General features: G+C 70.7%; 18 protein-coding genes and 1 pseudogene. 6 read left to right on the forward strand and 13 right to left on the reverse strand.

Going from position 1 to position 21961, the window contains the following annotated elements; translation table 11 throughout:
- Positions 1-48: 48 nt before the first annotated feature.
- The 3 genes from ADL12_RS44605 to ADL12_RS44615 are packed head-to-tail and all read right to left on the reverse strand — an operon-like array spanning position 49 to position 2718.
- A complete protein-coding gene (locus ADL12_RS44605) occupies positions 49-951 on the reverse strand; it encodes a metal ABC transporter permease (protein WP_062714308.1) in 903 nt (300 codons plus the stop codon).
- The gene (locus ADL12_RS44610) at positions 951-1718 is read right to left on the reverse strand and encodes a metal ABC transporter ATP-binding protein (RefSeq protein WP_062714310.1); all 768 of its coding nucleotides are present in this window, start codon (positions 1716-1718) and stop codon (positions 951-953) included. The genes ADL12_RS44605 and ADL12_RS44610 overlap by 1 nt, the downstream gene beginning before the upstream one ends.
- 19 nt (positions 1719-1737) lie before the next feature.
- Positions 1738-2718: a metal ABC transporter solute-binding protein, Zn/Mn family gene (locus ADL12_RS44615; RefSeq protein WP_062714312.1), complete on the reverse strand. Its 981-nt coding sequence runs from the start codon at positions 2716-2718 to the stop codon at positions 1738-1740.
- Positions 2719-2880: 162 nt separating this feature from the next.
- Here ADL12_RS44615 and ADL12_RS44620 point away from each other — a divergent pair, with 162 nt between their 5' ends.
- The gene (locus ADL12_RS44620; RefSeq protein ID WP_062714314.1) at positions 2881-4263 is read left to right on the forward strand and encodes a glycine--tRNA ligase; all 1383 of its coding nucleotides are present in this window, start codon (positions 2881-2883) and stop codon (positions 4261-4263) included.
- Between the two features lie 136 nt (positions 4264-4399).
- Here the strand turns inward: ADL12_RS44620 and ADL12_RS44625 are convergent, their stop codons facing one another.
- Positions 4400-5512, reverse strand: coding sequence for an endonuclease/exonuclease/phosphatase family protein (locus tag ADL12_RS44625; protein ID WP_062714316.1), 1113 nt, complete (start codon positions 5510-5512; stop codon positions 4400-4402).
- A 195-nt stretch (positions 5513-5707) separates the two neighbouring features.
- On the opposite strand from ADL12_RS44625, the gene ADL12_RS44630 reads away from it, so the two are divergent.
- Positions 5708-6319: a LysE family translocator gene (locus tag ADL12_RS44630; RefSeq protein WP_062714318.1), complete on the forward strand. Its 612-nt coding sequence runs from the start codon at positions 5708-5710 to the stop codon at positions 6317-6319.
- A 4-nt stretch (positions 6320-6323) separates the two neighbouring features.
- Here ADL12_RS44630 and ADL12_RS44635 read toward each other — a convergent pair whose 3' ends face one another.
- Both ADL12_RS44635 and ADL12_RS44640 read right to left on the reverse strand, forming a co-directional pair.
- On the reverse strand, positions 6324-6977 hold the full coding sequence (locus ADL12_RS44635; RefSeq protein ID WP_062714320.1) for an NAD(P)-dependent oxidoreductase: 654 nt from the start codon (positions 6975-6977) through the stop codon (positions 6324-6326).
- The gene (locus tag ADL12_RS44640) at positions 6974-7951 is read right to left on the reverse strand and encodes an EamA family transporter (protein WP_062714322.1); all 978 of its coding nucleotides are present in this window, start codon (positions 7949-7951) and stop codon (positions 6974-6976) included. The genes ADL12_RS44635 and ADL12_RS44640 overlap by 4 nt, the downstream gene beginning before the upstream one ends.
- A 79-nt stretch (positions 7952-8030) precedes the next feature.
- Between ADL12_RS44640 and ADL12_RS44645 the strand changes: the two genes are divergently transcribed.
- Positions 8031-8945: a LysR family transcriptional regulator gene (locus ADL12_RS44645; RefSeq protein WP_062714324.1), complete on the forward strand. Its 915-nt coding sequence runs from the start codon at positions 8031-8033 to the stop codon at positions 8943-8945.
- Positions 8946-9000: 55 nt separating this feature from the next.
- Here the strand turns inward: ADL12_RS44645 and ADL12_RS44650 are convergent.
- The 3 genes and pseudogenes from ADL12_RS44650 to ADL12_RS44660 all read right to left on the reverse strand — a co-directional run.
- A pseudogene (locus tag ADL12_RS44650) lies at positions 9001-9396 on the reverse strand (GNAT family N-acetyltransferase); the annotation flags it as partial.
- 13 nt (positions 9397-9409) lie between these two features.
- Entirely contained in the window at positions 9410-9628 is a 219-nt protein-coding gene (locus ADL12_RS44655; RefSeq protein ID WP_062714326.1) for a hypothetical protein, read from the reverse strand.
- 144 nt (positions 9629-9772) lie between these two features.
- Positions 9773-11203 (reverse strand): MFS transporter, encoded by a 1431-nt coding sequence (locus tag ADL12_RS44660; RefSeq protein WP_062714328.1) that lies wholly within the window; start codon positions 11201-11203, stop codon positions 9773-9775.
- 101 nt (positions 11204-11304) lie between these two features.
- Between ADL12_RS44660 and ADL12_RS44665 the strand changes: the two genes are divergently transcribed.
- Positions 11305-12213 carry a helix-turn-helix transcriptional regulator gene (locus ADL12_RS44665; protein ID WP_079052617.1) on the forward strand — a complete coding sequence of 303 codons (909 nt, stop codon included), beginning with the start codon at positions 11305-11307 and terminating at the stop codon, positions 12211-12213.
- A gap of 232 nt (positions 12214-12445) precedes the next feature.
- Here the strand turns inward: ADL12_RS44665 and ADL12_RS44670 are convergent, their stop codons facing one another.
- The gene (locus tag ADL12_RS44670) at positions 12446-13885 is read right to left on the reverse strand and encodes an MFS transporter (RefSeq protein ID WP_062714330.1); all 1440 of its coding nucleotides are present in this window, start codon (positions 13883-13885) and stop codon (positions 12446-12448) included.
- Positions 13886-13949: 64 nt separating this feature from the next.
- Here ADL12_RS44670 and dusB point away from each other — a divergent pair, with 64 nt between their 5' ends.
- Complete coding sequence (dusB, locus tag ADL12_RS44675) at positions 13950-15116, forward strand: tRNA dihydrouridine synthase DusB (protein ID WP_062714332.1); 1167 nt, start codon at positions 13950-13952, stop codon at positions 15114-15116.
- A 31-nt stretch (positions 15117-15147) separates the two neighbouring features.
- Here the strand turns inward: dusB and ADL12_RS44680 are convergent, their stop codons facing one another.
- The 3 genes from ADL12_RS44680 to ADL12_RS44690 all read right to left on the reverse strand — a co-directional run bounded on the left by ADL12_RS44680 (position 15148) and on the right by ADL12_RS44690 (position 20689).
- Positions 15148-17004, reverse strand: coding sequence for an LTA synthase family protein (locus ADL12_RS44680; RefSeq protein WP_079052618.1), 1857 nt, complete (start codon positions 17002-17004; stop codon positions 15148-15150).
- Between the two features lie 197 nt (positions 17005-17201).
- A complete protein-coding gene (locus ADL12_RS44685) occupies positions 17202-19139 on the reverse strand; it encodes an amylo-alpha-1,6-glucosidase (RefSeq protein WP_062714334.1) in 1938 nt (645 codons plus the stop codon).
- Positions 19136-20689, reverse strand: a complete 1554-nt coding sequence (locus ADL12_RS44690) for an MGH1-like glycoside hydrolase domain-containing protein (RefSeq protein WP_062714336.1) — start codon at positions 20687-20689, stop codon at positions 19136-19138. The genes ADL12_RS44685 and ADL12_RS44690 overlap by 4 nt, the downstream gene beginning before the upstream one ends.
- A gap of 120 nt (positions 20690-20809) precedes the next feature.
- Here ADL12_RS44690 and ADL12_RS44695 point away from each other — a divergent pair.
- Positions 20810-21961, forward strand: a 1152-nt coding sequence (locus ADL12_RS44695; RefSeq protein ID WP_208614751.1) for an ROK family protein, incomplete at its 3' end; no start/stop codon positions are given.

Here is a 21961-nt window from a genome sequence, read left to right on the forward strand (position 1 = left end):
CACGTCTGCGCCTTGCCGGGCCATTGTGCCAGCCCGCACAGGCGGCGGTCAGACGCCGACTTTGCCGTCGGTCCCCCTGCTGGCCGGAATCGCGCATTCCGCAGGGTCGCCCGAGGGCAGCGCCGCGGCCAGAGCGCGGGCCCTGCGGCGGGCCAGCGGGGTCGCCAGTGCCGTCAGCGCGATGAACGTGCCGATGGTCAGCAGCACGATCGTCGCGCCGGGCGGCACGTCCTGGTAGTACGAGGTCACCGTGCCGCCGATCGTCACCGTGACGCCGATGGCGACGGCGATCGCGAACGTCGCCGCGAAGCTGCGGCTCAGCTGCTGGGCCGCCGCGACCGGCACCACCATCAGCGCGCTGACCAGGAGCAGGCCGACCACCCGCATCGCGACCGTCACCGTCACCGCCGCCGTGATCGCCGTCAGCAGGTTCAGGGCGCGGACGGGAAGACCGGTGACCCTTGCGAACTCCTCGTCCTGGCTCACCGCGAACAGCTGGCGGCGCAGGCCGAGGGTGACCAAGACCACGAAGGCGGCGAGCAGGATGATCGCCGTCACGTCGGACTCGCTCACCGTCGACAGCGACCCGAAGAGGTACGACGTCAGGTTCGCGTTCGAGCCCGTCGGCGCGAGGTTGATGAACATCACGCCGCCGGCCATACCGCCGTAGAAGAGCATCGCGAGGGCGATGTCGCCGCGCGTTCTGCCGTACCAGCGGATCAGTTCCATGAGGACCGCGCCGACGATCGAGACGATCGTCGCCATCCACACCGGGGACCAGGAGAGGAGGAAGCCGAGACCGACGCCCGTCATCGCGACATGGCCGATTCCGTCGCCCATCAGGGCCTGGCGGCGCTGGACCAGGTAGATGCCGATCGCGGGGGCCGTGATGCCGACCAGGACGGCGGCGAGCAGGGCCCGCTGCATGAAGGCGTAGTTCAGGATCTCCATCAGCTCAGCAGTCCCGTCCGGATCGGTTCGGCGTCGTGAGCCGCGTGCGGGTGGACGTGGTCGTGGCCGGGCAGCGCGTGCTGGCCGACCGCCTTCGGGGGCGGGCCGTCGTGCAGGACGCAGCCGTCGCGGAGCACCACCGCCCGGTCGATCAGGGGCTCCAGGGGGCCCAGTTCGTGCAGGACCAGCAGGACCGTCGTACCGGCCGCGACCTGTTCCCTGAGCGTGCGGGCCAGGACCTCCTGGCTGGCCAGGTCGACGCCCGCCATCGGCTCGTCCATGATCAGCAGTTCGGGTTCGGAGGCCAGGGCACGGGCTATCAGCACGCGCTGGTGCTGGCCGCCGGAGAGGGCGTTCACGGAGTCCTTGGCGCGGTCGGCCATCCCGACCAGCTCCAGGGCGCGTCGTACGGCCGCGTGGTCGGCCTTGCGCAGGAGGCCGAAGCGGGTGCGGGACAGGCGGCCCGAGGAGACGACCTCGGTGATCGTGGCCGGGACGCCGCCCGCAGCGGTCGTGCGCTGCGGGACGTATCCCACGCGCGCCCAGTTGCGAAACCGTGCCCGCGCGGTGCCGAACAGCTCGATCTCGCCGGCGGCGACCGGTACCTGGCCGATGACGCTGCGCACGGCGGTCGACTTGCCGGAGCCGTTGGCGCCGAGCAGGGCGACGACCTCACCGCGGTGCACGGTGAGGTCGATGCCGCGCAGGACGGGGCGCGAGCCCAGCTCGGCGTGTACGCCGCGCAGCGATATGACGGGCTCGGTCATGCCGTCCTCCGTAGGTTGATCACTTGGCTCCCAGAGCCGTCTTCAGGGCCGTGAGGTTGGCCTCCATGACCGTGAGATAGTCGTCGCCCTTGGACTTGTCGGTGATGCCCTCGAGCGGGTCGAGGACGTCCGTCTTCAGGCCCGCGTCGGCGGCGAGGGTCTTGGCGGTCTTGTCGGACACCAGTGTCTCGTAGAACACCGTGGTGACGCCGTCGGCCTTGGCCTCCTCCTGGAGCTCCTTGATCCGGGCGGGGCTGGGCTCGCTCTCCGGGTCGAGTCCGGAGATGGCCTCCTGGGTCAGGCCGTAGCGCTCGGCGAGGTAGCCGAAGGCGGCGTGGTTGGTGAAGAAGACCTTGGACTTGGTGTCCTTCAGGCCGTCCGTGAAGTGGGTGTTGAGCTCGTCGAGCTTCTTGACCAGCGCGTCGGTGTTCTTCTTGTAGTCGGCCGCGTGGTCCGGGTCCGCCTTCTCGAAGGCGGCGCCGACGCCCTTGGCGACCTCGGCGTACTTCACCGGGTCGAGCCAGATGTGCGGGTCGCGGGCGTGCTCCTCTTCTTCTTCGGAGTGCCCCTCCTCGGCGTGTGCCTTCTCGCCCTCGTGCTCGTGGCTGTCCTCGAGGCTGCCGTGGTCCTCCAGCTTGGTCAGCGAGGCGGCGTCGATCTTGGTCTTGACGCCGGACTGCTCGACGGCCTCGTCCACGGCCGGCTGCAGGCTCTTGAGGTAGAGGGCGGCGTCGGACTCCTCGATCTGCGCGCGCTGCTGGGCGCTGACTTCGAGGTCGTGCGGCTCCTGGCCGGGCGCGGTCAGGCTGGAGACCTTCACATGGTCGCCGCCGATCTGCTCGGCGAGGAAGGCCATCGGGTAGAACGACGCGACGACGTCGAACTTGTCCGAGTTGCCGGCGGCAGCGCTGTCGGAGGAGCAGGCGGAGAGAGTACCGAGACCGAGGGCGGTGACGGCCGCGAGGGCAACCCCGGATATGTGCTGTCGTCGTACGTTCATGACAGTCATTTTCAGCCGTAGTGGAAACCATTGTCAACAAGCGTGAGCGGCCGTCCACAGAGCGCTACCGATTTGGTTGAGGGGGAGCCCCCGCCGGTACCCTGAAGCATTCGCTGTGAAGCGCCTCGCTTCGTCGCCCGTCGTCGTAATGAAGAGAGCACCGTGGCCGCCGACAAGATCGACACCATCGTCAGCCTGAGCAAGCGCCGTGGCTTCGTATTCCCCTGCAGTGAGATCTACGGCGGCCAGCGCGCCGCCTGGGACTACGGACCGCTGGGTGTCGAGCTCAAGGAGAACCTGAAGCGTCAGTGGTGGCGTTACATGGTGACGTCGCGCGAGGACGTCGTCGGTATCGACTCGTCCGTGATCCTTGCCCCCGAGGTCTGGGTCGCCTCCGGCCACGTCGCCACTTTCACGGACCCGCTCACCGAGTGCACCTCCTGCCACAAGCGGTTCCGCGCCGACCACCTGGAGGAGGCCTACGAGGCCAAGAAGGGCCACCTCCCGGAGAACGGCCTCGCTGACATCAACTGCCCGAACTGCGGCAACAAGGGCCAGTTCACCGAGCCCAAGCAGTTCTCGGGTCTGCTCTCCACCCATCTCGGCCCGACCCAGGACAGCGGCTCGATCGCGTACCTGCGCCCCGAGACCGCCCAGGGCATCTTCACCAACTTCGCCCAGGTGCAGACCACCTCGCGCCGCAAGCCGCCGTTCGGCATCGCGCAGATGGGCAAGTCCTTCCGCAACGAGATCACGCCCGGCAACTTCATCTTCCGCACCCGCGAGTTCGAGCAGATGGAGATGGAGTTCTTCGTCAAGCCGGGCGAGGACGAGAAGTGGCAGGAGTACTGGATGGAGCAGCGCTGGAACTGGTACACCGGCCTGGGCCTGCGCGAGGAGAACATGCGGTGGTACGAGCACCCGAAAGAGAAGCTCTCCCACTACTCCAAGCGCACCGCTGACATCGAGTACCGCTTCCAGTTCGGCGGCAACGAGTGGGGCGAGCTGGAGGGTGTCGCCAACCGCACCGACTACGACCTCGGCGCGCACGGCAAGGCCTCCGGCCAGGACCTCTCCTACTTCGACCAGGAGGCCGGCGAGCGCTGGACGCCGTACGTCATCGAGCCGGCGGCCGGTGTCGGCCGCGCGATGCTGGCGTTCCTGCTCGACGCCTATGTCGAGGACGAGGCGCCGAACGCCAAGGGCAAGATGGAGAAGCGGACGGTGCTGCGGCTGGACCACCGCCTGGCCCCGGTGAAGGTCGCGGTGCTCCCGCTCTCCCGCAACCCCGAGCTGTCCCCGAAGGCCAAGGGCCTCGCCCAGGCGCTGCGTCAGAACTGGAACATCGAGTTCGACGACGCCGGCGCCATCGGTCGCCGTTACCGTCGCCAGGACGAGATCGGTACGCCGTACTGCGTGACCGTTGACTTCGACACGCTTGAGGACAACGCCGTGACGGTGCGCGAGCGGGACTCCATGAAGCAGGAACGCGTGTCGCTGGACCAGATCGAGGGGTACCTGGCCGGGCGGCTCGTCGGCTGCTAGGCGTTTGAGCGGGCTCGCGTCTGCCTGGCTTGTGTGATCTGCCGGGTGCGCGTTGTTCTTGGCTTGTCGCGCCCACGCGGCGGAGCCGCATATCGACCGGGCCCCGCGCCCCTCAGGGGGTGCGGGGAACTCGTGTTTACAGGTCCAGGTCGACGTAGAGCGCCGCGTGGTCGGAGGCTGCGTTGGTCTTCGATGTCACGGTGTCGAAGGACTTGATGCTCTTCGCGAAGATTCCGCGGGTCTCCAGGCCGACGTGCTGCACCTCCGGCCACAGTGACGGCGGGAGCATCAGGTAGTCGAGCTTGTCGTCCTCGCTGTTGCAGTCCCCGTGGGTGCCGGGATCTCCGTGATAGGAGCGGTGATCCATCACGTCGCGCAGATCGGTGTCCCGCAGCACCGCGACCGCTTCGCTGTTCGGGACGTCGTTGAGGTCCCCGGCGACCACGACGTGCGAGGTGCGCTCCAGGGCGGCCCGGTAGATCTCCGCGACCCGCTTCGTCTGGGCGAGCCGCAGCTCCGGGTCGTCGCGGAACTTGCTCTTGAGATGGTTGCCGAGGACCACGAGGGGTGTTCCGTCGAGCTCGATCTCGTACTCGGGGCAGTCACGGCTGAAGAGGCGCCTGTCGGGGCGCTCCGGGTCGGTGTCGAAGAGGTGGGTCCGGGCGGACGTGATCGGGTGACGGCTGAGGATCCCGATGTCGATGCCCCGGGGGTCGTTGCCGTCGATCAGCAGGGCGTAGGGGTACGGCCGCCTGCCGAGCGCCCCGGCCAGGACCTGCGTGTTGAAGCGCTCCAGAGTCAGCCGGTCCTCCACCTCCACGGCGAGCAGGATGTCCGCGTCGACCTCCGAGACGACCCGGCCGGTGTTCCGCACGACGTCCATGTCGAGGTCGTCCTGCCCCAGTTCGGCCCAACCGGCCCACGCGGCACGGCCCTTGGCGGTGACCTCGACCTGGGTCTTGTTGCCCGACCCGGTCGTCTTGAACAGTCCGGAGTCCTTGCCCGGGCGGGACTGGTTGACGTAGATCGGCGGCGGGTTCTTCGGGTCGACGGCGTAGGCCCGGTGCTTCTCGATGAGCCGGGCGATCTCCTCCTTGTCGCCGGGCTGATACACAGGCAGATCCAGGAGGGAGACCAACTTGGCGAAGTCGCTGATGATTTCCTCGCGCTTCGCCGGGTCCGAAAGGCGGAAGGCCGTGGGCCGACGGAAGACGTTCTCCATGTTGAAGGTGGCGATACGGACGCTCATGGCAGCCTCCTCGGGCGGCGCAGAGGTACCGCGCGGCCGACGGCAGGCGCCGCCGGGGTGACCGCACGCCGACACCTCCCATTCTCCGAGCGGACGTGAGCCGTGTCGAACGGAGCGGCGGCTGCGCATTGGTCCTGTTGCGCGGTAGGCGATTGGCCCTGTATCCCGGGCCGCGGCGACGACAGGGTGGCGCGCATGAGCATCGCGTTCCTCCTGACCACCCTCGTCGTGGTCGCCACCCCCGGCACCGGTGTCGTCTACACCCTGGCGGCAGGGCTGTCCCGCGGCCGTCGCGCCAGCGTTGTCGCCGCCTTCGCGTGCACGCTCGGGATCGTGCCGCACATGCTGGCCACCATCACCGGGGTCGCCGCGCTGTTGCACGCGAGCGCGACGGCCTTCCAGATCCTCAAGTACGCCGGAGTCGCCTACCTCTTGTACATGGCGTGGGCGACACTCAAGGACAAGGAGACCATCGCGGTGGACGAGGGTGCCGCGCCGCTCTCCTCGAAACGCGTGATCGTACGGGGCGTACTGATCAACATCCTCAACCCGAAGCTGACGATCTTCTTCTTCGCGTTCCTGCCCCAGTTCGTGGACCCGGGCGAGGCGAACGCCCTGCCGCGCATGCTGGCGCTCAGCGGGGTGTTCATGCTGGCGACCTTCCTGGTCTTCGCGGCGTACGGCGTGCTCGCGGCCTCCGTCCGCAGCCACGTCACCTCCCGGCCCCGGGTGATGACGTGGCTGCGGCGGAGCTTCGCGGGGTCGTTCGTGGCGCTCGGGGCGAAGCTGGCGTTCACCGCCCGGTAGCCGGTCAGTCGTGATGGACGACGGTGACCAGGCGGTCGGCGCCCGGGGCCTCGAGCTCGTCGAGCACGGCGACGGCCAGGTCCTCGGCGCTGATCCAGGAGTGGCCGTCGGCGGCTGTGAGCAGGGTGTCGGTGCCGCGCCGGTAGCGGCCGGTCCGCTCTCCGGGCTCCAGCAGGGCGGGCGGGGCGAGGTAGCCCCAGTCGCTGCCGGTGTGTGCCTCGCAGGCGCGTAGCTGGGCGACCCCGGCCGCGGCGACGGCCGTCACCTCGGCGGGCACGTACGCGGGGTTGTCGGCCACCAGCAGCGCACGGTTCTCGGGACTGCGCAGCACGCCCGCGCCGCCGACCACGAGGACGCGCATCCCCGCCTCGGCCGCGATGTCCAGCACCGCACGGGTCGTACCGACGAGGAAGTCCTGGTCGACCGGTTCGGTCCGCACGGCGACCACCACGGCGTCGGCGGCACAGGCTCTGAGGGCCTCGCCCAGGGCGTCCGGGTCGCTCGCGTCGACCGCGAACGGCGTCACGTCCGGGTCCTCGCTCGCAGGTTTCCGGGACAGGGCGCGCACCTGGTGTCCGCGTGCGGCGGCCTCGGTGATCACTCGGCTGCCGACCATGCCGGTGGCGCCGAGCACGGCGATCGTCAGGCCTGTCGTCATGGGATCCGCTCTCCTTGGGTCCGGTCTTCTCGTATGCGGTTCTTGGATGTGGCGCGCGTGAACGGGCGGGACAGGTTCGGGGCGTTGAACTGCACGGCCAGCAGCGCGGCCAGGGCGAGGGCGAAACCGAGGGCCTGGAGCGGGTTCAGCATCTCGCCGAGCGCGAGGCCGACGACGGTCGCGACCAGCGGGGACAGCAGCACCAGCGGGGCGGACGCGGCGACCGGAAGCTTGCCGATCCCGCGGAACCACAGCGTGAACGAGATCAGTCCGCCCATCCCGCCGAGCCACAGATAACCGGCCACGGCCTCCGCGTCGGCCGACGGCGGCGCTCCCTCGAAAACGACGGTGACCGGCAGCAACACCAGCCCGCCGACGGTCAGTTGCCAGCCGGCCAGGGTCAGCGGACCGATCCCCGCAGGGCGGCCCCAGCGCTTGGTGAGGACGACGCCGACCGCCATGCCCGCCGTACCGCCGAGACCGGCGAGCACGCCGACCGCGTCCAGCCGGGCCTCGGGCCCGAGCACGACGAGCCCGACCCCGACCACACCGAGCGCACCCCACGTCCAGATCCAGGCCGTCGGCCGGTCGTGCAGCACCACGATGGCCAACCCGGCGACCAGCAGCGGCTGGACGGCGCTGAGGGTCCCGGCGACACCGCCGGGGAGCCGTTCGGCCGCCACGAACAACAGGGGGAACAGGGCGCCGATGTTGAGGGTGCCGAGAATCGCGGCCTTCCACCACCAGTCGCCGCGCGGCAGCACGCGGGTGAGCGCCAGCGCGAGCAGCCCGGCGGGCAGGGCGCGCATCAGGCCGGCGAACAGCGGATGCCCGGGCGGGAGCAGCTCCGTGGTCACGGCGTAGGTGGTGCCCCAGGAGGCGGGAGCGAGTGCGGTCAGCGCGACGGTCGCCGCATGCCGTGCGTACGAGGCCCGTGGCGCGCGGCCCTGTGACCGTCCGGTCGAGGTCTGCATGCCGAGCAGTCTCGGGCGGACCCCACCATGACTCCAAAGCATGATTGCCATGGCAGCGATGAATGTGCACGATCAGCGAATGGACCTTCAGCAGATGCGGTACGTCGTCGCCGTCGCCGAGACCCGCAACTTCACGCGGGCGGCGGAGCGGTGTTCCGTGGTGCAGTCGTCGCTGAGCCACCGGATCGCCGGTCTGGAACGGGAGTTGGGGGTCAGGCTGTTCGCCCGCTCCAGTCGGCGGGTGGAGCTGACCAGCGCCGGGGAGGCGTTCGTCGTACGGGCCCGCGAGTGCCTGGCGGCCGCCGACCGCGCCGCCGCCGACGCCGCCGCGGCGGCCGGGGTGGTACGGGGACGGCTCGCCGTCGGCGTGATCGTGACCACCGCCGCCGTCGACGTCCCCGAGCTGTTGCAGCGGTATCGCGCCCAACACCCGGAGGTCCGGGTCATGTTGCGCTCCGGTCGCAGCGACGACTTGGTGGCGGCGATCCGGGCCGGTGAGCTGGACATCGCCTTTCTCGGTCTGCCCGAGGACCAGCGGCCGTCCGAGGTGGAGACCCTGGTGCTCGACCACGACGAGCATGTACTGGTCGTACCGGCCGGGCACCGGCTCGCGGGCGCATCCCGGGTCACCCTGCGGGACATCGCGGGGGAGACGTTCGTGGACTTCATGCCCGGCACCCCCGCCCGGGCCCAGTCCGACCAGGCGTTCACCGCGGCGGGGCTGGCGCGGGACGTGGCGTACGAGGTCGGGGTCGTCGAGCTGATCACCCGGCTGACCGTGCGCGGACTGGGGGTCGCGTTGCTGCCGTCGGCCTTCGTCCGGCCACTGGCGGCCGATGACCCCGAGCTGGCGCTGGTCCCGGTGGTGGACGGGCCGCGCCGCATCGAGGTGCTCGCGTGGAGCCGGTTCAATCCGAGTCCGGCGACACGGGCGATGCTCGATGTGCTCGGGGTTCGGTCCGCGGGGGCGGTCAACGGCCCTGGAGCGCCTTGACGTTGTCGCCGAACGTCCAGTTCTTTGAGCCGTCCCAGCTGATCGACCAGGTCATCAGGCGCAGGTGGGCCGGGTAGGCGGCGACCTCCGGGACGAGCATGCGCTCCGGGTGGTGCAGGAGCCGGATCAGCGCCTCGTCCGGGGTGCTCGGGGGCCCGGACGGCTCGGGGTGGCGCTCGGCTGCCCGCGGGAGCCACTCGGTGCGGAAGTCCTCGACGAAGCGTGGCGTGTCCGCGGCGCCGAGGACGTAGCCGACCGCCCGGCCCGCACCGTCGTCCAGGACGAAGGCGAGGTCCGGTTCGAGCACGACGTACGGGATCGCGAAGGTCGTCGGGAAGACACCGGGGTCTTTGTGGTGCGGACGGCTGTCGCCACCCTCGTGTGCCGTGCGGACGCAGATGTCCTCGACGGCCTCTCGGTCCTCGGGCCGGTACCGGCGGATGCGCGTCATCGGCGGACTGCCGTCATCGGTCCGACTGCGCCTCCGTCGGATCCACCGTCGCCTGGTGCGCCTCCGCCAGATGTTCCTCCGCTTTCAGCCAGGGCAGGAACTGCGCGCCCTGGCGCCAACCGCAGGTGTCACATCTGATCGTGCGCTGCGCGCCCTTGCGCTGTACCCGTACGACGTGCTCGCGTCCGTGGTGGTCCCAGCGGCTCACCTTGCTCGTGTTGATCTCCAGCATGACGCCTCCAGCGTCCGAGGACATCGAGTCCGCGTGCGCGGCCCTGAGTGGCGTGCGCAGCAAGGAGTGTGCAGCAAGACCAACATCAATAGGGACTCCTCCCCGGCGAGTTGACCAACCTGTGGCCACACCCTCACAAGTCGGTCAGCCGATCGTGCGCGGCAGACGCAGGCTGAGCAGCCCGGTCAGCGCCACTCCGGCCAGCTGGACCAGGAGCGTGGTGACCAGGGCGTCCCGCATGCCCACCGTGGGGATGAGGGAGAGGAAGAGTGTGCCCAGGGTGGCGACTCCGAGCGCCAGTGACGACTGCTGGGTCGTGATCATCACCCCGCTGCCCACGCCCGCCCGCGCCGACGGCACCTCGGACAGGACGATCCGGAAGACGACGGGGAGTTGGAGGGCCTGGCCCGCGCCGGCGATCGCCGCCCCGGGGAGCAGTTCGACCAGGCCGAGGTCCGGCCAGGAGCGCCAGGCGGCCAGCGCCATCAGGGCCACGCCCATCGCCTGGATCGCCGCACCGGCGGTCACGACCCGGGTGCCGTAGCGGGCCACCAGCCGTGGCCCGGCCAGCGAGACGAAGAAGAACACCACCGCCATGGGAGCGAGCGCCAGCCCCGCCGCGACCGGCCCCCGGCCCGCACCCTGCTGCAACGCCACCGCGATCACGAACATGAATCCGCTGAAGCCGATCGAGAACGGCACGATCATCACCAGACCACGCCGCAAAGACGTGAGCGCGAACAGGCTCGGAGGCACGAGCGGCGTACGGCCCTGCCGGTCCGCCCTGCGCTCCACCGCGTAGAACGCCGCCGCCACGAACGGGAACGCCGCCAGCGACAGCCACGTCCACAGCGGCCAGCCCGCCGCCCGGCCCTCGGTGAGCGGGGCCAGAAGCGCGAGGAGGGAGACGGCCAGCAGGACCGTGCCGGGTCCGTCGATCGGTTCCGGGTGCTGGGAGCGGGTCTCCGGGACCGCGCGGGCGGCCAGGAAGAGGCCGACGAGGACGACGGGGACGTTCACGAGGAAGACGGAACGCCAGCCGGTCCCCGCGATGTCGGCGGCGACGAGGACCCCGCCCAGGATCTGGCCCGCCACCATGGACAGGCCGGCCGTCGCGCCGTAGAGCCCCATGGCCTTCGCGCGGCGGGGACCGCTGGTGGCCGCCTGGATCGTCGCGAGCACCTGCGGCAGCATCGCCGCCGACGCCGCGCCCTGCGCGACCCGCGCCGCGACGAGCGCCCACGCGCTGGGTGCGAGCCCGCACGCCAGCGAGGTCAGCCCGAAGGCCGCCATGCCGCCGATGAAGAGCCGACGCCGGCCGAACAGGTCACCGAGCCGTCCGCCGAGGACGAGAAGGACGGCGTACGCCAACCCGTAACCTGCGACGACGAGTTCGAGCACGGCCTCGCTCGCGGCGAGGTCGTGGCCGATGGTGGGCAGCGCGACGTTGACGATGAAGAAGTCGATGAGCGGGAGTGCCGCGGCGAGCAGCACCGTGAAGAGCCCGAGGCCGCCGAGCGAGGGTGGCGCGGCGGGCCGGGCGGCCTGCGGTGTGGATGCGATGGTTTCGGTCACGCTGACCAGACTCCGCGCACCCCGAGACTGGTACCAGAGTCTCCTTATCCTGGTACAAGCACTACCTGGAAACAGGGTTCGCACGGCGGCAGGCTGGAGGCATGACGACCATGGCCCAGGAGACGGTGACCCCGCAGGCGACCCCACGGGGGGCTTCGCAAGGCACGGCCACGGCGGCGGTCCGCCGGCACGAGCTCGCCGACTTTCTGCGCCACCGCCGCGAGCACATCGCCCCGGAACAGGTCGGCCTGCCCCGTGGCCGCCGGCGCCGCACTCCCGGCCTGCGCCGCGAGGAGGTCGCCCAGCTCTCCGCGGTCGGCGTCACCTGGTACACCTGGCTGGAGCAGGCCCGTGACATCCAGGTCTCCGTCCAGGTCCTGGACGCCCTGGCCCGCACCCTCCTCCTGGACCCCAGCGAGCGGGCGCACCTCTTCCAGCTGGCCGGCGCGGTGGATCCGACACCGGCGACGGCCTGCCCGTCGGTGACCCCCGCCATGCGGGCCGTCCTGGAGCAACTGGAGCCGTACCCGGCCTGCCTGCAGAACAGCCGCTACGACATCCTCGCCTACAACCGCACGTACGGGCTGCTGCTGTGCGACCTGCAAGCGGTGCCGCCCGAGGACCGCAACTGCATGATCCTGTCGTACACGCACGACGAGTGGCGCTCGTCGATCGTGCACCTGGAGGAGACCCAGCGCCTCATGGCCGCCCGTTTCCGGGCCGCCATGGCCGGCCATCTCGGCGAGCCCGTGTGGAAGATGCTCCTCAAGCGGCTGCGCACGGAATCAGCCGAGTTCTGCGAGGCGTGGGACCGGCATGAGGTGGTGGCCCACCGGACCAAGCGGAAGGAGTTCCTCAACCGGCATGTGGGGCGGGTGGTGGTCGACCACACCGACCTGTGGCTGAGCCCGGAGGTGGGGCCGCGGATGGTCACCTATGTCCCGGCGGATGAGGTGAGTCGGGAGCGGTTGGTGCGGCTGCGGGAGATTGCAGTCGACCGTAGGGGGTGATGAGCGTGTCCATTGCGGAGGAGATGTGCGGTCGCGCAGTTTCCCGCGCCCCTTGAGGGACGTCCACGGACTCAGGGCTGTGGCGTGAGCCGGACCCGGATGTCCTTGCCGTAGGGCAGCACGATCGTCTGAAGCCGTGGTAACGGTGGCGGTACATCGAGCTGTCCCCGCCCGCGCCGAGACGGGTTGCCGTACGCGACCGCCGCCGGGCCGAAGGCCTCCGTACCCGACCTCACGTCCGTACCGCCTCGCGAATCTCTACCGTCCCCAGCCGTTCAGCCGTACGTTCAGCAGTCCTCCGCGCCCAACGCCCACTCGTCACCGCACCCAGCAGGAGCACCGCAACCCCACACCCGGTGATGATCCACCACCCCGGCACCGAGGCGGAGACGAACGCGTCCTTGTACGACGAGGAACCCACCCCCGAGGCCAGCACCGCCCCCACCACAGCGACGCCCAGCGTCATCCCGAGCTGCCGGCTCGTGGAAGCGACCGCCGCCGCGACGCCCGCCTGAGCTCGCGGCATCCCGGACACCGCCGTGTTCGTGATCGGCGCGTTCACGAACCCGAAGCCGAAACCGAACACCAGGTACCCGAGGAACATCGTGACGTTCGACGTCTCGGCCTCGAAAACCGCGAACAGCACCGCGCTGACCGTCATCGCGGAACCGGCGATCAGCAGAGAGACCCGTGGCCCCCGACTCCCCACCAGCCGCCCCGACAACGGGGCACACAAGAACATCGGCACCGCCATCGGCAGCATCCACAGCCCCGCTTCCAGGGCGTCCAGCCCCCGCACGTTCTGCAGATACAGCGTCGACAGGAACAGGAAGCCGCCCAGCGCGGCGAACGCGCTGATCGCGATCACCGTCGCCCCACTGAACGGCGCCGAGCGGAAGAAGCGCAGGTCGATCAGGGGCTCGGCGCGGCGCGGCTCGTACCAGAGGAGGCTCAGCAGCGCCACGAATGCCACCGAAGCGAACGGCGCCACCGCCGGGAACCCGGTGTTCGGCGCCTCGATGATCGCGTACGTCAGTGAGCCGAACAGTGCGATCACCAGGAGCTGGCCCACCGGGTCGAGGCGGCGGGCCTTGGGGGCGCGGGACTCGGGGACGTGGCGGAGGGTGAGGAGGAGGGCGGCGAGTCCCACCGGCAGGTTGACCCAGAAGATCGCGCGCCAGCCCACCGAGTCCACGAGCAGGCCGCCGACCAGTGGCCCGGCGGCCATCGATATGCCCACCACCGCACCCCACACGCCGATCGCGCGCGCCCGCTCGCGCGGATCCGTGAAGGTGTTGGTGATGATCGACATCGCGACCGGGTTGAGCATCGAACCGCCCACCGCCTGCACCATCCGGAAGGCGATCAGCGAGTCGAGGTTCGGCGCGACGGAGCACAGGGCCGAGCCGATGGTGAAGAGGACGAGGCCCGCCGTGAAGACGCGCTTGCGGCCGACTCTGTCCGCCGTGGAGCCGGCCAGCATCAGCAGCGAGGCGAGGACGAGGGTGTACGCGTCGATCGTCCACTGCAGGCCCGACGTGCTCGCGCCGAGGTCCCGCTGCATGGCGGGCAGGGAGACGTTGAGGGCCGTGGTGTCGAGGCTCACGATCAGCAGGCTCATGCAGCAGATCGCGAGGACCAGCAGGCGGCGACGGGGGCTGAGCTCCGGCATTCTTCAATAGTACGCCTAACTAACGAATTTCGCCGCACCCCGTCCGGTACGTGAGAATGGGTGAATGCCCACGACCGTCTCGCCCGTTCTTTCGCCCACCGTTTCGCCCCTGCGGATCGGGCCGCACACCGTCCAGCCGCCCGTCGTCCTGGCCCCCATGGCCGGGATCACGAACGCGCCCTTCCGCACGCTGTGCCGTGAGTTCAGTGGGGGCAAGGGGCTGTTCGTCAGCGAGATGATCACGACCAGGGCGCTGGTCGAGCGCAACGAGAAGACCATGCAGCTGATCCACTTCGACGCGACCGAGAAGCCGCGCTCGATCCAGCTGTACGGCGTCGATCCGGCCACCGTCGGCAAAGCCGTCCGCATGATCGCGGAGGAGGGGCTGGCCGATCACATCGACCTGAACTTCGGGTGCCCGGTGCCGAAGGTGACGCGCAAGGGTGGCGGGTCTGCGTTGCCGTTCAAGCGGAACCTGCTGCGCGCGATTCTGCGCGAGGCGGTCAGCGGGGCGGGGGACCTGCCGGTCACGATGAAGATGCGCAAGGGCATCGACGACGACCACATCACCTACCTCGACGCCGGGCGGATCGCGGTCGAGGAGGGCGTGACGGCGATCGCGCTGCATGGGCGTACGGCCGCGCAGCACTACGGCGGTACGGCGGACTGGGATGCCATCGCGCGGCTCAAGGAGCATGTACCGGAGATTCCTGTGCTCGGGAACGGGGACATCTGGTCGGCCGAGGATGCCGTGCGGATGGTGCGGGAGACCGGGTGCGACGGGGTGGTCGTCGGGCGGGGGTGCCTGGGGCGGCCGTGGTTGTTCTCGGATCTGGTCGCGGCGTTCGAGGGGCGCGCGGAAGACATCGCTCGGCCTGCGCTCCGGGAGGTCGCCGACGTCATGGTGCGGCACGCCACGCTGCTCGGGGAGTGGATCGGGGACGAGGCGCGCGGCGTCATCGACTTCCGTAAGCATGTCGCCTGGTACCTGAAGGGCTTCGCGGTCGGGTCCGAGATGCGCAAGCGGCTCGCGATCACGTCGTCGCTGGAGGAACTGCGGGGCGGGCTGGACGAGTTGGACCTCGACCAGCCGTGGCCGACCGGCGCCGACGGGCCCCGCGGCCGTACGTCCGGCAACAACCGGGTGGTGCTGCCGGACGGCTGGCTGAAGGACCCGTACGACTGCGCGGGCGTGAGTGAGGACGCGGAGCTGGACACCTCCGGGGGCTGAGCCTCCGGGGGCTGAGCCGCCGTGGCGAAGGTCAGTCCTTCTTCGCGTGCGGCGTCGAGCCGTACGCCGTCAGGAAGCGGTCGCGGAACGAGCTCATCTTCCAGACGGGGGCCTTGGCGGCGGGCTGGAGGCCGTCCGTCCAGTTCCAGTCGGTGATTTTGTCCAGGACCTTCGGGTCCTTGGCGACGATCGAGATCGGGACGTCTCGGCTGGCATTGGTGCCGCTGACCCGGGATATCGGCTGGTGGTCGCCCAGGAAGACCAGGACGGTGTCGTCGGTGCCGTAGCGCTCCAGCCATTGGGTGAGGCTGGTGACGGAGTACGAGATCGACTTGCCGTACTCCTGCTGGGAGCGGGTGGAGTCGGAGATGATGTCCGCCGGTTTGGTGCCGGACTTCTGGATGGGCTTGAAGAGCGAACCGTCGCCCAGGGCCTCCCAGTCGACCATCTTCGGGATCGGTGCCCAGGGCTGGTGGCTGGAGGTCAGGATGATCTCCGCCATCAGGGGCTTGTCGCGCTTCCTGCCGTGGACTTGGCGCTGGAAGGCTTCGAGGGCGTACTGGTCGGGCATGGTGGACCAGCTGAACTTCGGGCCCTTGTAGCCGAGCTGGAAGGCGTTGTAGACCTTGTCGAGGCCGTAGTACTGCTGTTCCGGCCAGCCCTTCTGTACGCCGGGCATGACGCCGACCGTGTCCCAGTCGCCCGTCTTCTGGAAGGCCTTGGTGAGGCTGAGGTGGTCGCTGGCCATGACGGTGCGGTAGCGCTGCTGGTTGTCGATCCACAGGCCGGAGAGGGTGGTGGAGTGGCCCAGCCAGCTGCTGCCGCCGTACGTCGCCGACGTCAGCCAGCCGCTTTTCGCGTGGAAGCCGGCCTCCGCGAGGGCCTTGGTGCTGGTGTCGAGGGTGCTTGTGACGCCGGGGGCGATCTGCGGGTCCTGCAGTGCGCTGCGGCCGTAGCTCTCGATGAAGGTGAACAGGACGTCCTTGCCGCGCAGGTCGGGTAGCAGTTGGTCGGGTGGTGTGTTGCCGAACGTGTCGGACTTCGCGTCCTTCGCGAACGCCGCCTCGTCGCGGAGGGTGTCCATCGCCCGGTGTGCGTGGACCTTGATGACACCGGCGGTGTGGTCCGCGGCGATCGGTACGCCGGCGACCTGCAGCCCGAACGCCGTGCAGGTGATCCAGACGGTGCCGGCCATCAGGGCGCCCTTGGACGCGGGGGTTTTGTAGCGGGCCAGGACGTTGGCTGTGCGGACGGTGGCCAGGGCCACGAGGGTGATCAGGGCGATGACGAGGAGGATGACGCCGATCGTGAGGAGGACGGTGGTCGTGCCGCCGAGGGAGTCCTTCAGGTACGACTGGGCGTCGTCGAGGAGTTCCCAGTCCAGGATGATGTTGAAGTGCCGGCCCAGGAACTCGTTGTAGCCCATGTCGAGGATGTTCAGGGCGGTCAGGGCGCCCAGGGTGGCGCCTGATATCGCCGCGACGATCACGCGGGGGCGGCGGGGGAGGCTGAGGAGTACGGCGGCGCCGACGATCGCCTCCGCGGGGAGGCGGGTGAACTCCCTGGCTCTGAGGTTACCGAGGGTGTTCGGCATCTGCAGGCAGACGTAGATGAGGACGGCGGCGAGGGCGGTGAGGGTCCAGGGGAGGTAGGTGGTGCGCCAGGTGCGGAGGGCTGTTGGCTTCTCGGACTCGGCTTCGCCTTCGCCTTCGCCTTCGCCTTCGCCTTCGCCTTCGCCTTCGCCTTCGCCTTCGCCTTCGCCTTCGTCCCTTGTGGGTGCGGCATCGTCGGTCGGCGGTGTCTCCGTGGCGGCCTCGCTGACGGGTGCCTCGTCGGTCAAGTCGTCGTTCTTGCCGGGCAGTTGACGTAGGCGCGTGAAGACAGGCACCCGAAGGTCCTTCCGTGCGAGGCCCCTGGTGGAGTGGTGCGGCGGGCCTCGCTGGGGAGGCTGGGGGCCCGCCGTCCATCCGTACGGCCGGCCCTCAGCCCGTGTTCAGCCCCGCCGCCCCAGCACTCGGCAAACGCTCGGCAAACGCCAGGCCAACTGCCCCGCAGCCACCCCGCAGCCACCCCTCAGCCGCCCCGCTACGCGCCTCCCACCGCCGTCAGCAGCGCCAACGGGGCCGCCGCCGAACGGGATTCGCGCACGCACGCGTGCGGGTACGGCACCGGTTCCGCGTGCGTGTCGCGGCCGTACCCGGCGAGGACCTCCGGGAGGCGGTGGCCGGTTGTCGTCGCCGCGTCGACCAGGGCGTGGGCCACCGTGCGGGCCTCGTCGTGCAGGCCGTAGCGGGCCAGGCCCAGGGTGATCAGGGCGTTGTCGTGCGGCCAGACCGAGCCCCGGTGGTAGGAGAGGGGGTGGTAGGCCGACTGGCCGGAGGCCAGGGTGCGTACGCCCCAGCCCGAGAAGAAGTCGGGTTCGAGGAGGCGGCGGCCCACCAGCTCCCCGTACTCCTTGTCCAGCAGGCCCGACCAGAGCAGATGCCCCGCGTCCGAGGCGAGTGCGTCCACCTGGCGTCCCTCGCCGTCCAGCGCCAGGGCGGGGAACGAGTGCTCCGGCATCCAGAAGTCCCGCTGGAAGCGGTCGCGGAGGTCGGCCGCCGCCTGTTCCAGGAGCGCCGAGTAGGTCTCGTCCCGCCACACCGTGCGGGCCAGCCACGCCGTGCGGCGCAGGGCGTCGTACGCGTAGCCCTGGGCGCCAGCCGCCATCACCGGCCCGGCGGGGCGGGTGCCGTCGGCCGAGCAGATGGCGCCGGGGGAGTCCTTCCAGTTCTGGTTGGCGAGGCCGCCCTGGTCGGCGCGGTAGACCAGGTAGCCGCGGGAGGTCAGGCCGCCGTGGTCGAGCATCCAGCCGATCGCCGCGCGGGCGTGGGGTTCGAGGCGGCGCGCCAGGGTCGTGTCGGCTGTGTGCTCGACGTACGCGCCCAGCAGGATCAGGAACAGGGGCGTCGCGTCCACCGAGCCGTAGTAGCGGCCGTACGGCACCTGGCCGAAGTGCGCCAGCTCGCCGTGCCGTACCTCGTGCACGATCTTGCCGGGCTGGGAGACCGCGTCGACGCCGGTGTCCGTCGCCTGGGTCGCGGCCAGCGCGGGGAGGGTGGCTGCGGCCAGTCGGGGGCGGTAGGGGAGGGCGAAGAGGGAGGTGAGGAGGGCGTCTCGGCCCAGGAGGGTCAGGAACCAGGGGGCTCCGGCCGCTGGGACGCGGAGTTCCTCACCGTCGGGGCCCGTCGCCGGGACCTGGAGCGAGGCCAGGTCGGCGAGGCCGCGGGCACAGGCGGCGGCCAGCTCGGGCCAGCCGGTGGGGAAGGCCACGCCCTCCACGAACTCGCCCTCCAGGGAGAGGACTTGGGAAGACAGGGCGGCGGGGGAGCGGGGTACCCGCAGGGGGCGTTTGTCGCCGTGCGGGCGGGCCATCACCCGGAGGATCAGCTCTGCCGTGCCGTGCGGGTCCAGCTCCAGGGTCCAGACCAGGCGGCGGGCGCCGGTGCCCGTCTCCTCGACGGCGTCGGGGGCGGGGTCGGCCGTCACGGTCGTGATCGAGCGCCATTCACCTCGCTGGTAGGTGAACTCCACGCCGTGGTCGAGGACTTGGCGGGAACGGGTGGCGCCGATCTTGGCGTACGTGCGGTGGTCGGAGCGCAGCTCGAACTGGTCGGTGAAGTCGGCGTCCGCGGTGACCGCGAGGCGGATCGTCGTCGGCACCGGGCGGTTGCTGGTCACGCGCAGGGACTCGATGAACGAGCCGTCGCCGACCGCCTGTTCACGGAAGAGGGTGTAGGCGGGCGGCTCGTTGCGGCCACCGCGCGGGACCAGGACACAGCGGGTGGTGTCGCCGTCGGTGACCGGGCTCAGTGCCTCGGGCACGGCCCCGTCGACGGTGAGCTGCCAGCGGCTCAGGTGCCGGGCGTCGCGTACGAATAACCCGTCCGGGGAGCCGACGCCCCGAACGCCGCTGATGTCCCCGCCGTCGCCCACGGCGGCGAACGTCCCCCCGTACACGAGCAGATGATGCCGGTCCGTCATCCCCGGTCCCCTCCCTTGAGCTCATTGACTGCGAATTCCGTGGTGTCGTGCGGGCGCGTGGCCCATGCGGGCTCTGCGGGCTCTGCGGGCTCGTCGTGCAGCAGGTCGAGCGCGAGCGCGGCCGTCCAGCCGAAGCCGGTGGCTCCGCAGGCCTCGCCGGTGTACGGGTCGACGTACTCGGCGAAGTCGGTGGCGCAGGCGAGCTCCAGCACCGCCGCGCGCACGGCGTCGGCGCGCTCGCGCTCGCCGTGCGTGCGCAGGCCGCGCTCCAGCAGCCAGCCGGTGTTGAACCAGGCCGGGCCGCGCCAGTAGCGGTGCGGGTCGAAGGCCTCGCCGAGGAGGTCGTACGACGGGGCGAGGCGGGTCGTGTCGCCGAGGCCGAAGTGCGGGCCGTAGGCCGTGCGGACCAGGGTGGCGGCGATGTCGGGCGGGAGGGTGGGGAGGAGGAGGGGGATCAGGCCGGAGACGCTGCGCTCGGGGATCAGCGCCCCGGCCGGCCCGTCACCGCGTACGCCGTCGCCCCTCACGCTGTTGCTGCGCACGCCATCGCTGCGCACGCCGTCGCTGCGCACGCCGTCGCTCCGCACGCCGTCGCTCCGCACGTCACGGCAGAAGAACATCCCCTCCGCCGGGTCCCACATCCGCTCGATCAGCGCCGCCGTCAGCCGCTCGGCGCGCGCGATGCGGGCCGTGCCCGTCGCCCCCAGCTCCTGTGCGATCCGGGCCAGCGCGAGCTCGGAGGCGATGAGCAGGGCGTTGAACGCCGGGTCCTCGACCGCGAAGTCGCCGGCGCCGTCGGCGTACCCGCCGTCCCGGTACTCCGTCGCCAGGCGCACGTACCGCCCGTAGTCCAGATCGGTCGGCCGGTCCTCGGGGGCGCCGTGGGCGAGGTCGGCGCGGCGGAAGGAGCGGGCCGGGGCGGGCGTGATGCGGGCCAGCGGGGCGTCCCAGCAGGGGCTGTTGTCCATACCCTGTTCCCAGGGGTGTACGACGGACGCGAGGCCGCCTCCGCCGAGGTCGCGCCGGTGCAGCAGATAGCGGTGCCAGGCGGCCAGGCGGGGATACATACGGGTGAGGAAGCCGCGCGCCCGGGACAGACCCGGGTCGGCGCGGTGCACCAGCCAGGCCGCCAGCGCGTGCACCGGTGGCTGCACGATGCCGGAGGTCTGTACGGTGCGCGGGGCGCCCGCAGCGCGCCCCGCGGTCGAGGAGCGCCAGAAGTCGGGGCTCGGGAAGTAGGCGTCGAGCGGTACGGAGGGGTTGAAGACGATGTGCGGGATACGCCCGTCACCCCACTGGGCGTCGAGCAGCGTCTCCAGCTCCGTCTGCGCCCGCAGCGGCGACAGGTGCCGCAGGCCGATCGCGATGAACGCCGAGTCCCAGGACCACTGGTGCGGGTACAGGCCGCGCGAGGGGACCGTCGAGGCGCCGGTCCAGTTGGCCTCCAGCACCCGGGCGGCCCTGACGTGCAGCGCATCCGCCACAGGGGGCGGATCGTATGCAATGTCACGCTCGGCGCGACGGGCTGTGAGCTGGGCAGTGCGATCCACTCGGGGCTCCCCGAAAGACGTCCGGCTGACCGGTTCGGTCATGGCTACCGTAGGGTTACGTCTATTTAACACGCAAAACTCAATATGTAATGCATGGTTGAGAAACACAAGGGGGTGCGCATGACTGGGCGGCCGGGACGTACGGGCAGGACGACCAAGAGCGGCGGTCAGGCCGGCGCCGGGGATCTGCTCGAACTCGTGCGCAGTGGACGCGCCACCACGCGCGGCGCCCTCCAACAGGCCACCGGGCTGTCCAGGGCCACCGTCGGCCAGCGCCTCGACCGCCTCTTCCGGGCCGGCTGGCTGCGCGAGGGTGCGGGTGGTCCCGTGGACTCCCCGCTGGGCGGCCGCCCCTCCATCACCCTGGAGTTCGACGACGCCCACGCGGTCGTCCTCGCCGCCGACCTCGACACCCGGCACGCGCGCGCCGCCGTCCTGTCCCTGACCGGCGAGATCCTCGCTGAGCACGGCGGCACGCTGGTCATCGAGGACGGGCCGGACGCGGTGCTGGGCGAGCTCGGGCGCTGGTTCGCCGAGTTGCTGGAGAAGGCCGGGCGCCGGGCCGACGAGGTGGGCGGCATCGGGCTCGCGGTGCCGGGGCCGGTGGACAGGGAGACCGGCCGGGTCGTCCAGCCGCCGATCATGCCGGGCTGGGACCGCTACGACATACGCGGCCGCCTCGCCAGAGCCTTCAGCGAGCACACGGGGGTCGGGCCGGTGCCGGTCCTCGTCGACAACGACGCCAACCTCATGGCGTACGGCGAACAGCGCACCGGATACCCCGACTGCTCGGCGTTCGTGCTGGTCAAGGTGTCCACCGGTATCGGTGCGGGCGTCGTGGTCGACGGTTCGGTGTACCGGGGCATCGACGGCGGCGCGGGCGACCTCGGGCACATCCGGGTGGACGCCGACGCGCTGTGCCGGTGCGGTTCGTACGGCTGCCTGGCCGCCGTCGCCAGCGGTGGTGCCGTGGCCCGGCGGCTGGCCGAGGAGGGGGTGCCCGCGGCCTCCGGCTCGGATGTGCGGGATCTGCTGGCGTCCGGGCACCCGGGGGCGGCCGCGCTGGCACGGGAGGCCGGCCGACAGGTCGGGGACGTGCTGGCGACCGTCGTGACACTCCTCAATCCCGGGGTGCTGATGATCGCCGGAGATCTGGCCGGAACCCCCTTCCTCACCGGCGTACGGGAGTTGCTGTACCAGCGTGCCCTGCCGCGTTCCACCGCTCATCTGGACGTGGTGACCTCGCGGCTGGGGGAGCGGGCCGGGCTGGTG

Origin of the sequence: Streptomyces regalis (assembly GCF_001509475.1) — a bacterium.
Lineage (GTDB): Bacteria > Actinomycetota > Actinomycetes > Streptomycetales > Streptomycetaceae > Streptomyces > Streptomyces regalis.

Coding starts and splice junctions, on each gene's coding strand:
- ADL12_RS44605 (WP_062714308.1), bottom strand. CDS start 951: ATGGAGATCCTGAACTACGCCTTCATGCAGCGGGCCCTGCTCGCCGCC.
- ADL12_RS44610 (WP_062714310.1), bottom strand. CDS start 1,718: ATGACCGAGCCCGTCATATCGCTGCGCGGCGTACACGCCGAGCTGGGC.
- ADL12_RS44615 (WP_062714312.1), bottom strand. CDS start 2,718: ATGAACGTACGACGACAGCACATATCCGGGGTTGCCCTCGCGGCCGTC.
- ADL12_RS44625 (WP_062714316.1), bottom strand. CDS start 5,512: ATGAGCGTCCGTATCGCCACCTTCAACATGGAGAACGTCTTCCGTCGG.
- ADL12_RS44630 (WP_062714318.1), top strand. CDS start 5,708: ATGAGCATCGCGTTCCTCCTGACCACCCTCGTCGTGGTCGCCACCCCC.
- ADL12_RS44635 (WP_062714320.1), bottom strand. CDS start 6,977: ATGACGACAGGCCTGACGATCGCCGTGCTCGGCGCCACCGGCATGGTC.
- ADL12_RS44640 (WP_062714322.1), bottom strand. CDS start 7,951: ATGCAGACCTCGACCGGACGGTCACAGGGCCGCGCGCCACGGGCCTCG.
- ADL12_RS44645 (WP_062714324.1), top strand. CDS start 8,031: ATGGACCTTCAGCAGATGCGGTACGTCGTCGCCGTCGCCGAGACCCGC.
- ADL12_RS44655 (WP_062714326.1), bottom strand. CDS start 9,628: ATGCTGGAGATCAACACGAGCAAGGTGAGCCGCTGGGACCACCACGGA.
- ADL12_RS44665 (WP_079052617.1), top strand. CDS start 11,305: ATGACGACCATGGCCCAGGAGACGGTGACCCCGCAGGCGACCCCACGG.
- ADL12_RS44670 (WP_062714330.1), bottom strand. CDS start 13,885: ATGCCGGAGCTCAGCCCCCGTCGCCGCCTGCTGGTCCTCGCGATCTGC.
- dusB (WP_062714332.1), top strand. CDS start 13,950: ATGCCCACGACCGTCTCGCCCGTTCTTTCGCCCACCGTTTCGCCCCTG.
- ADL12_RS44685 (WP_062714334.1), bottom strand. CDS start 19,139: ATGACGGACCGGCATCATCTGCTCGTGTACGGGGGGACGTTCGCCGCC.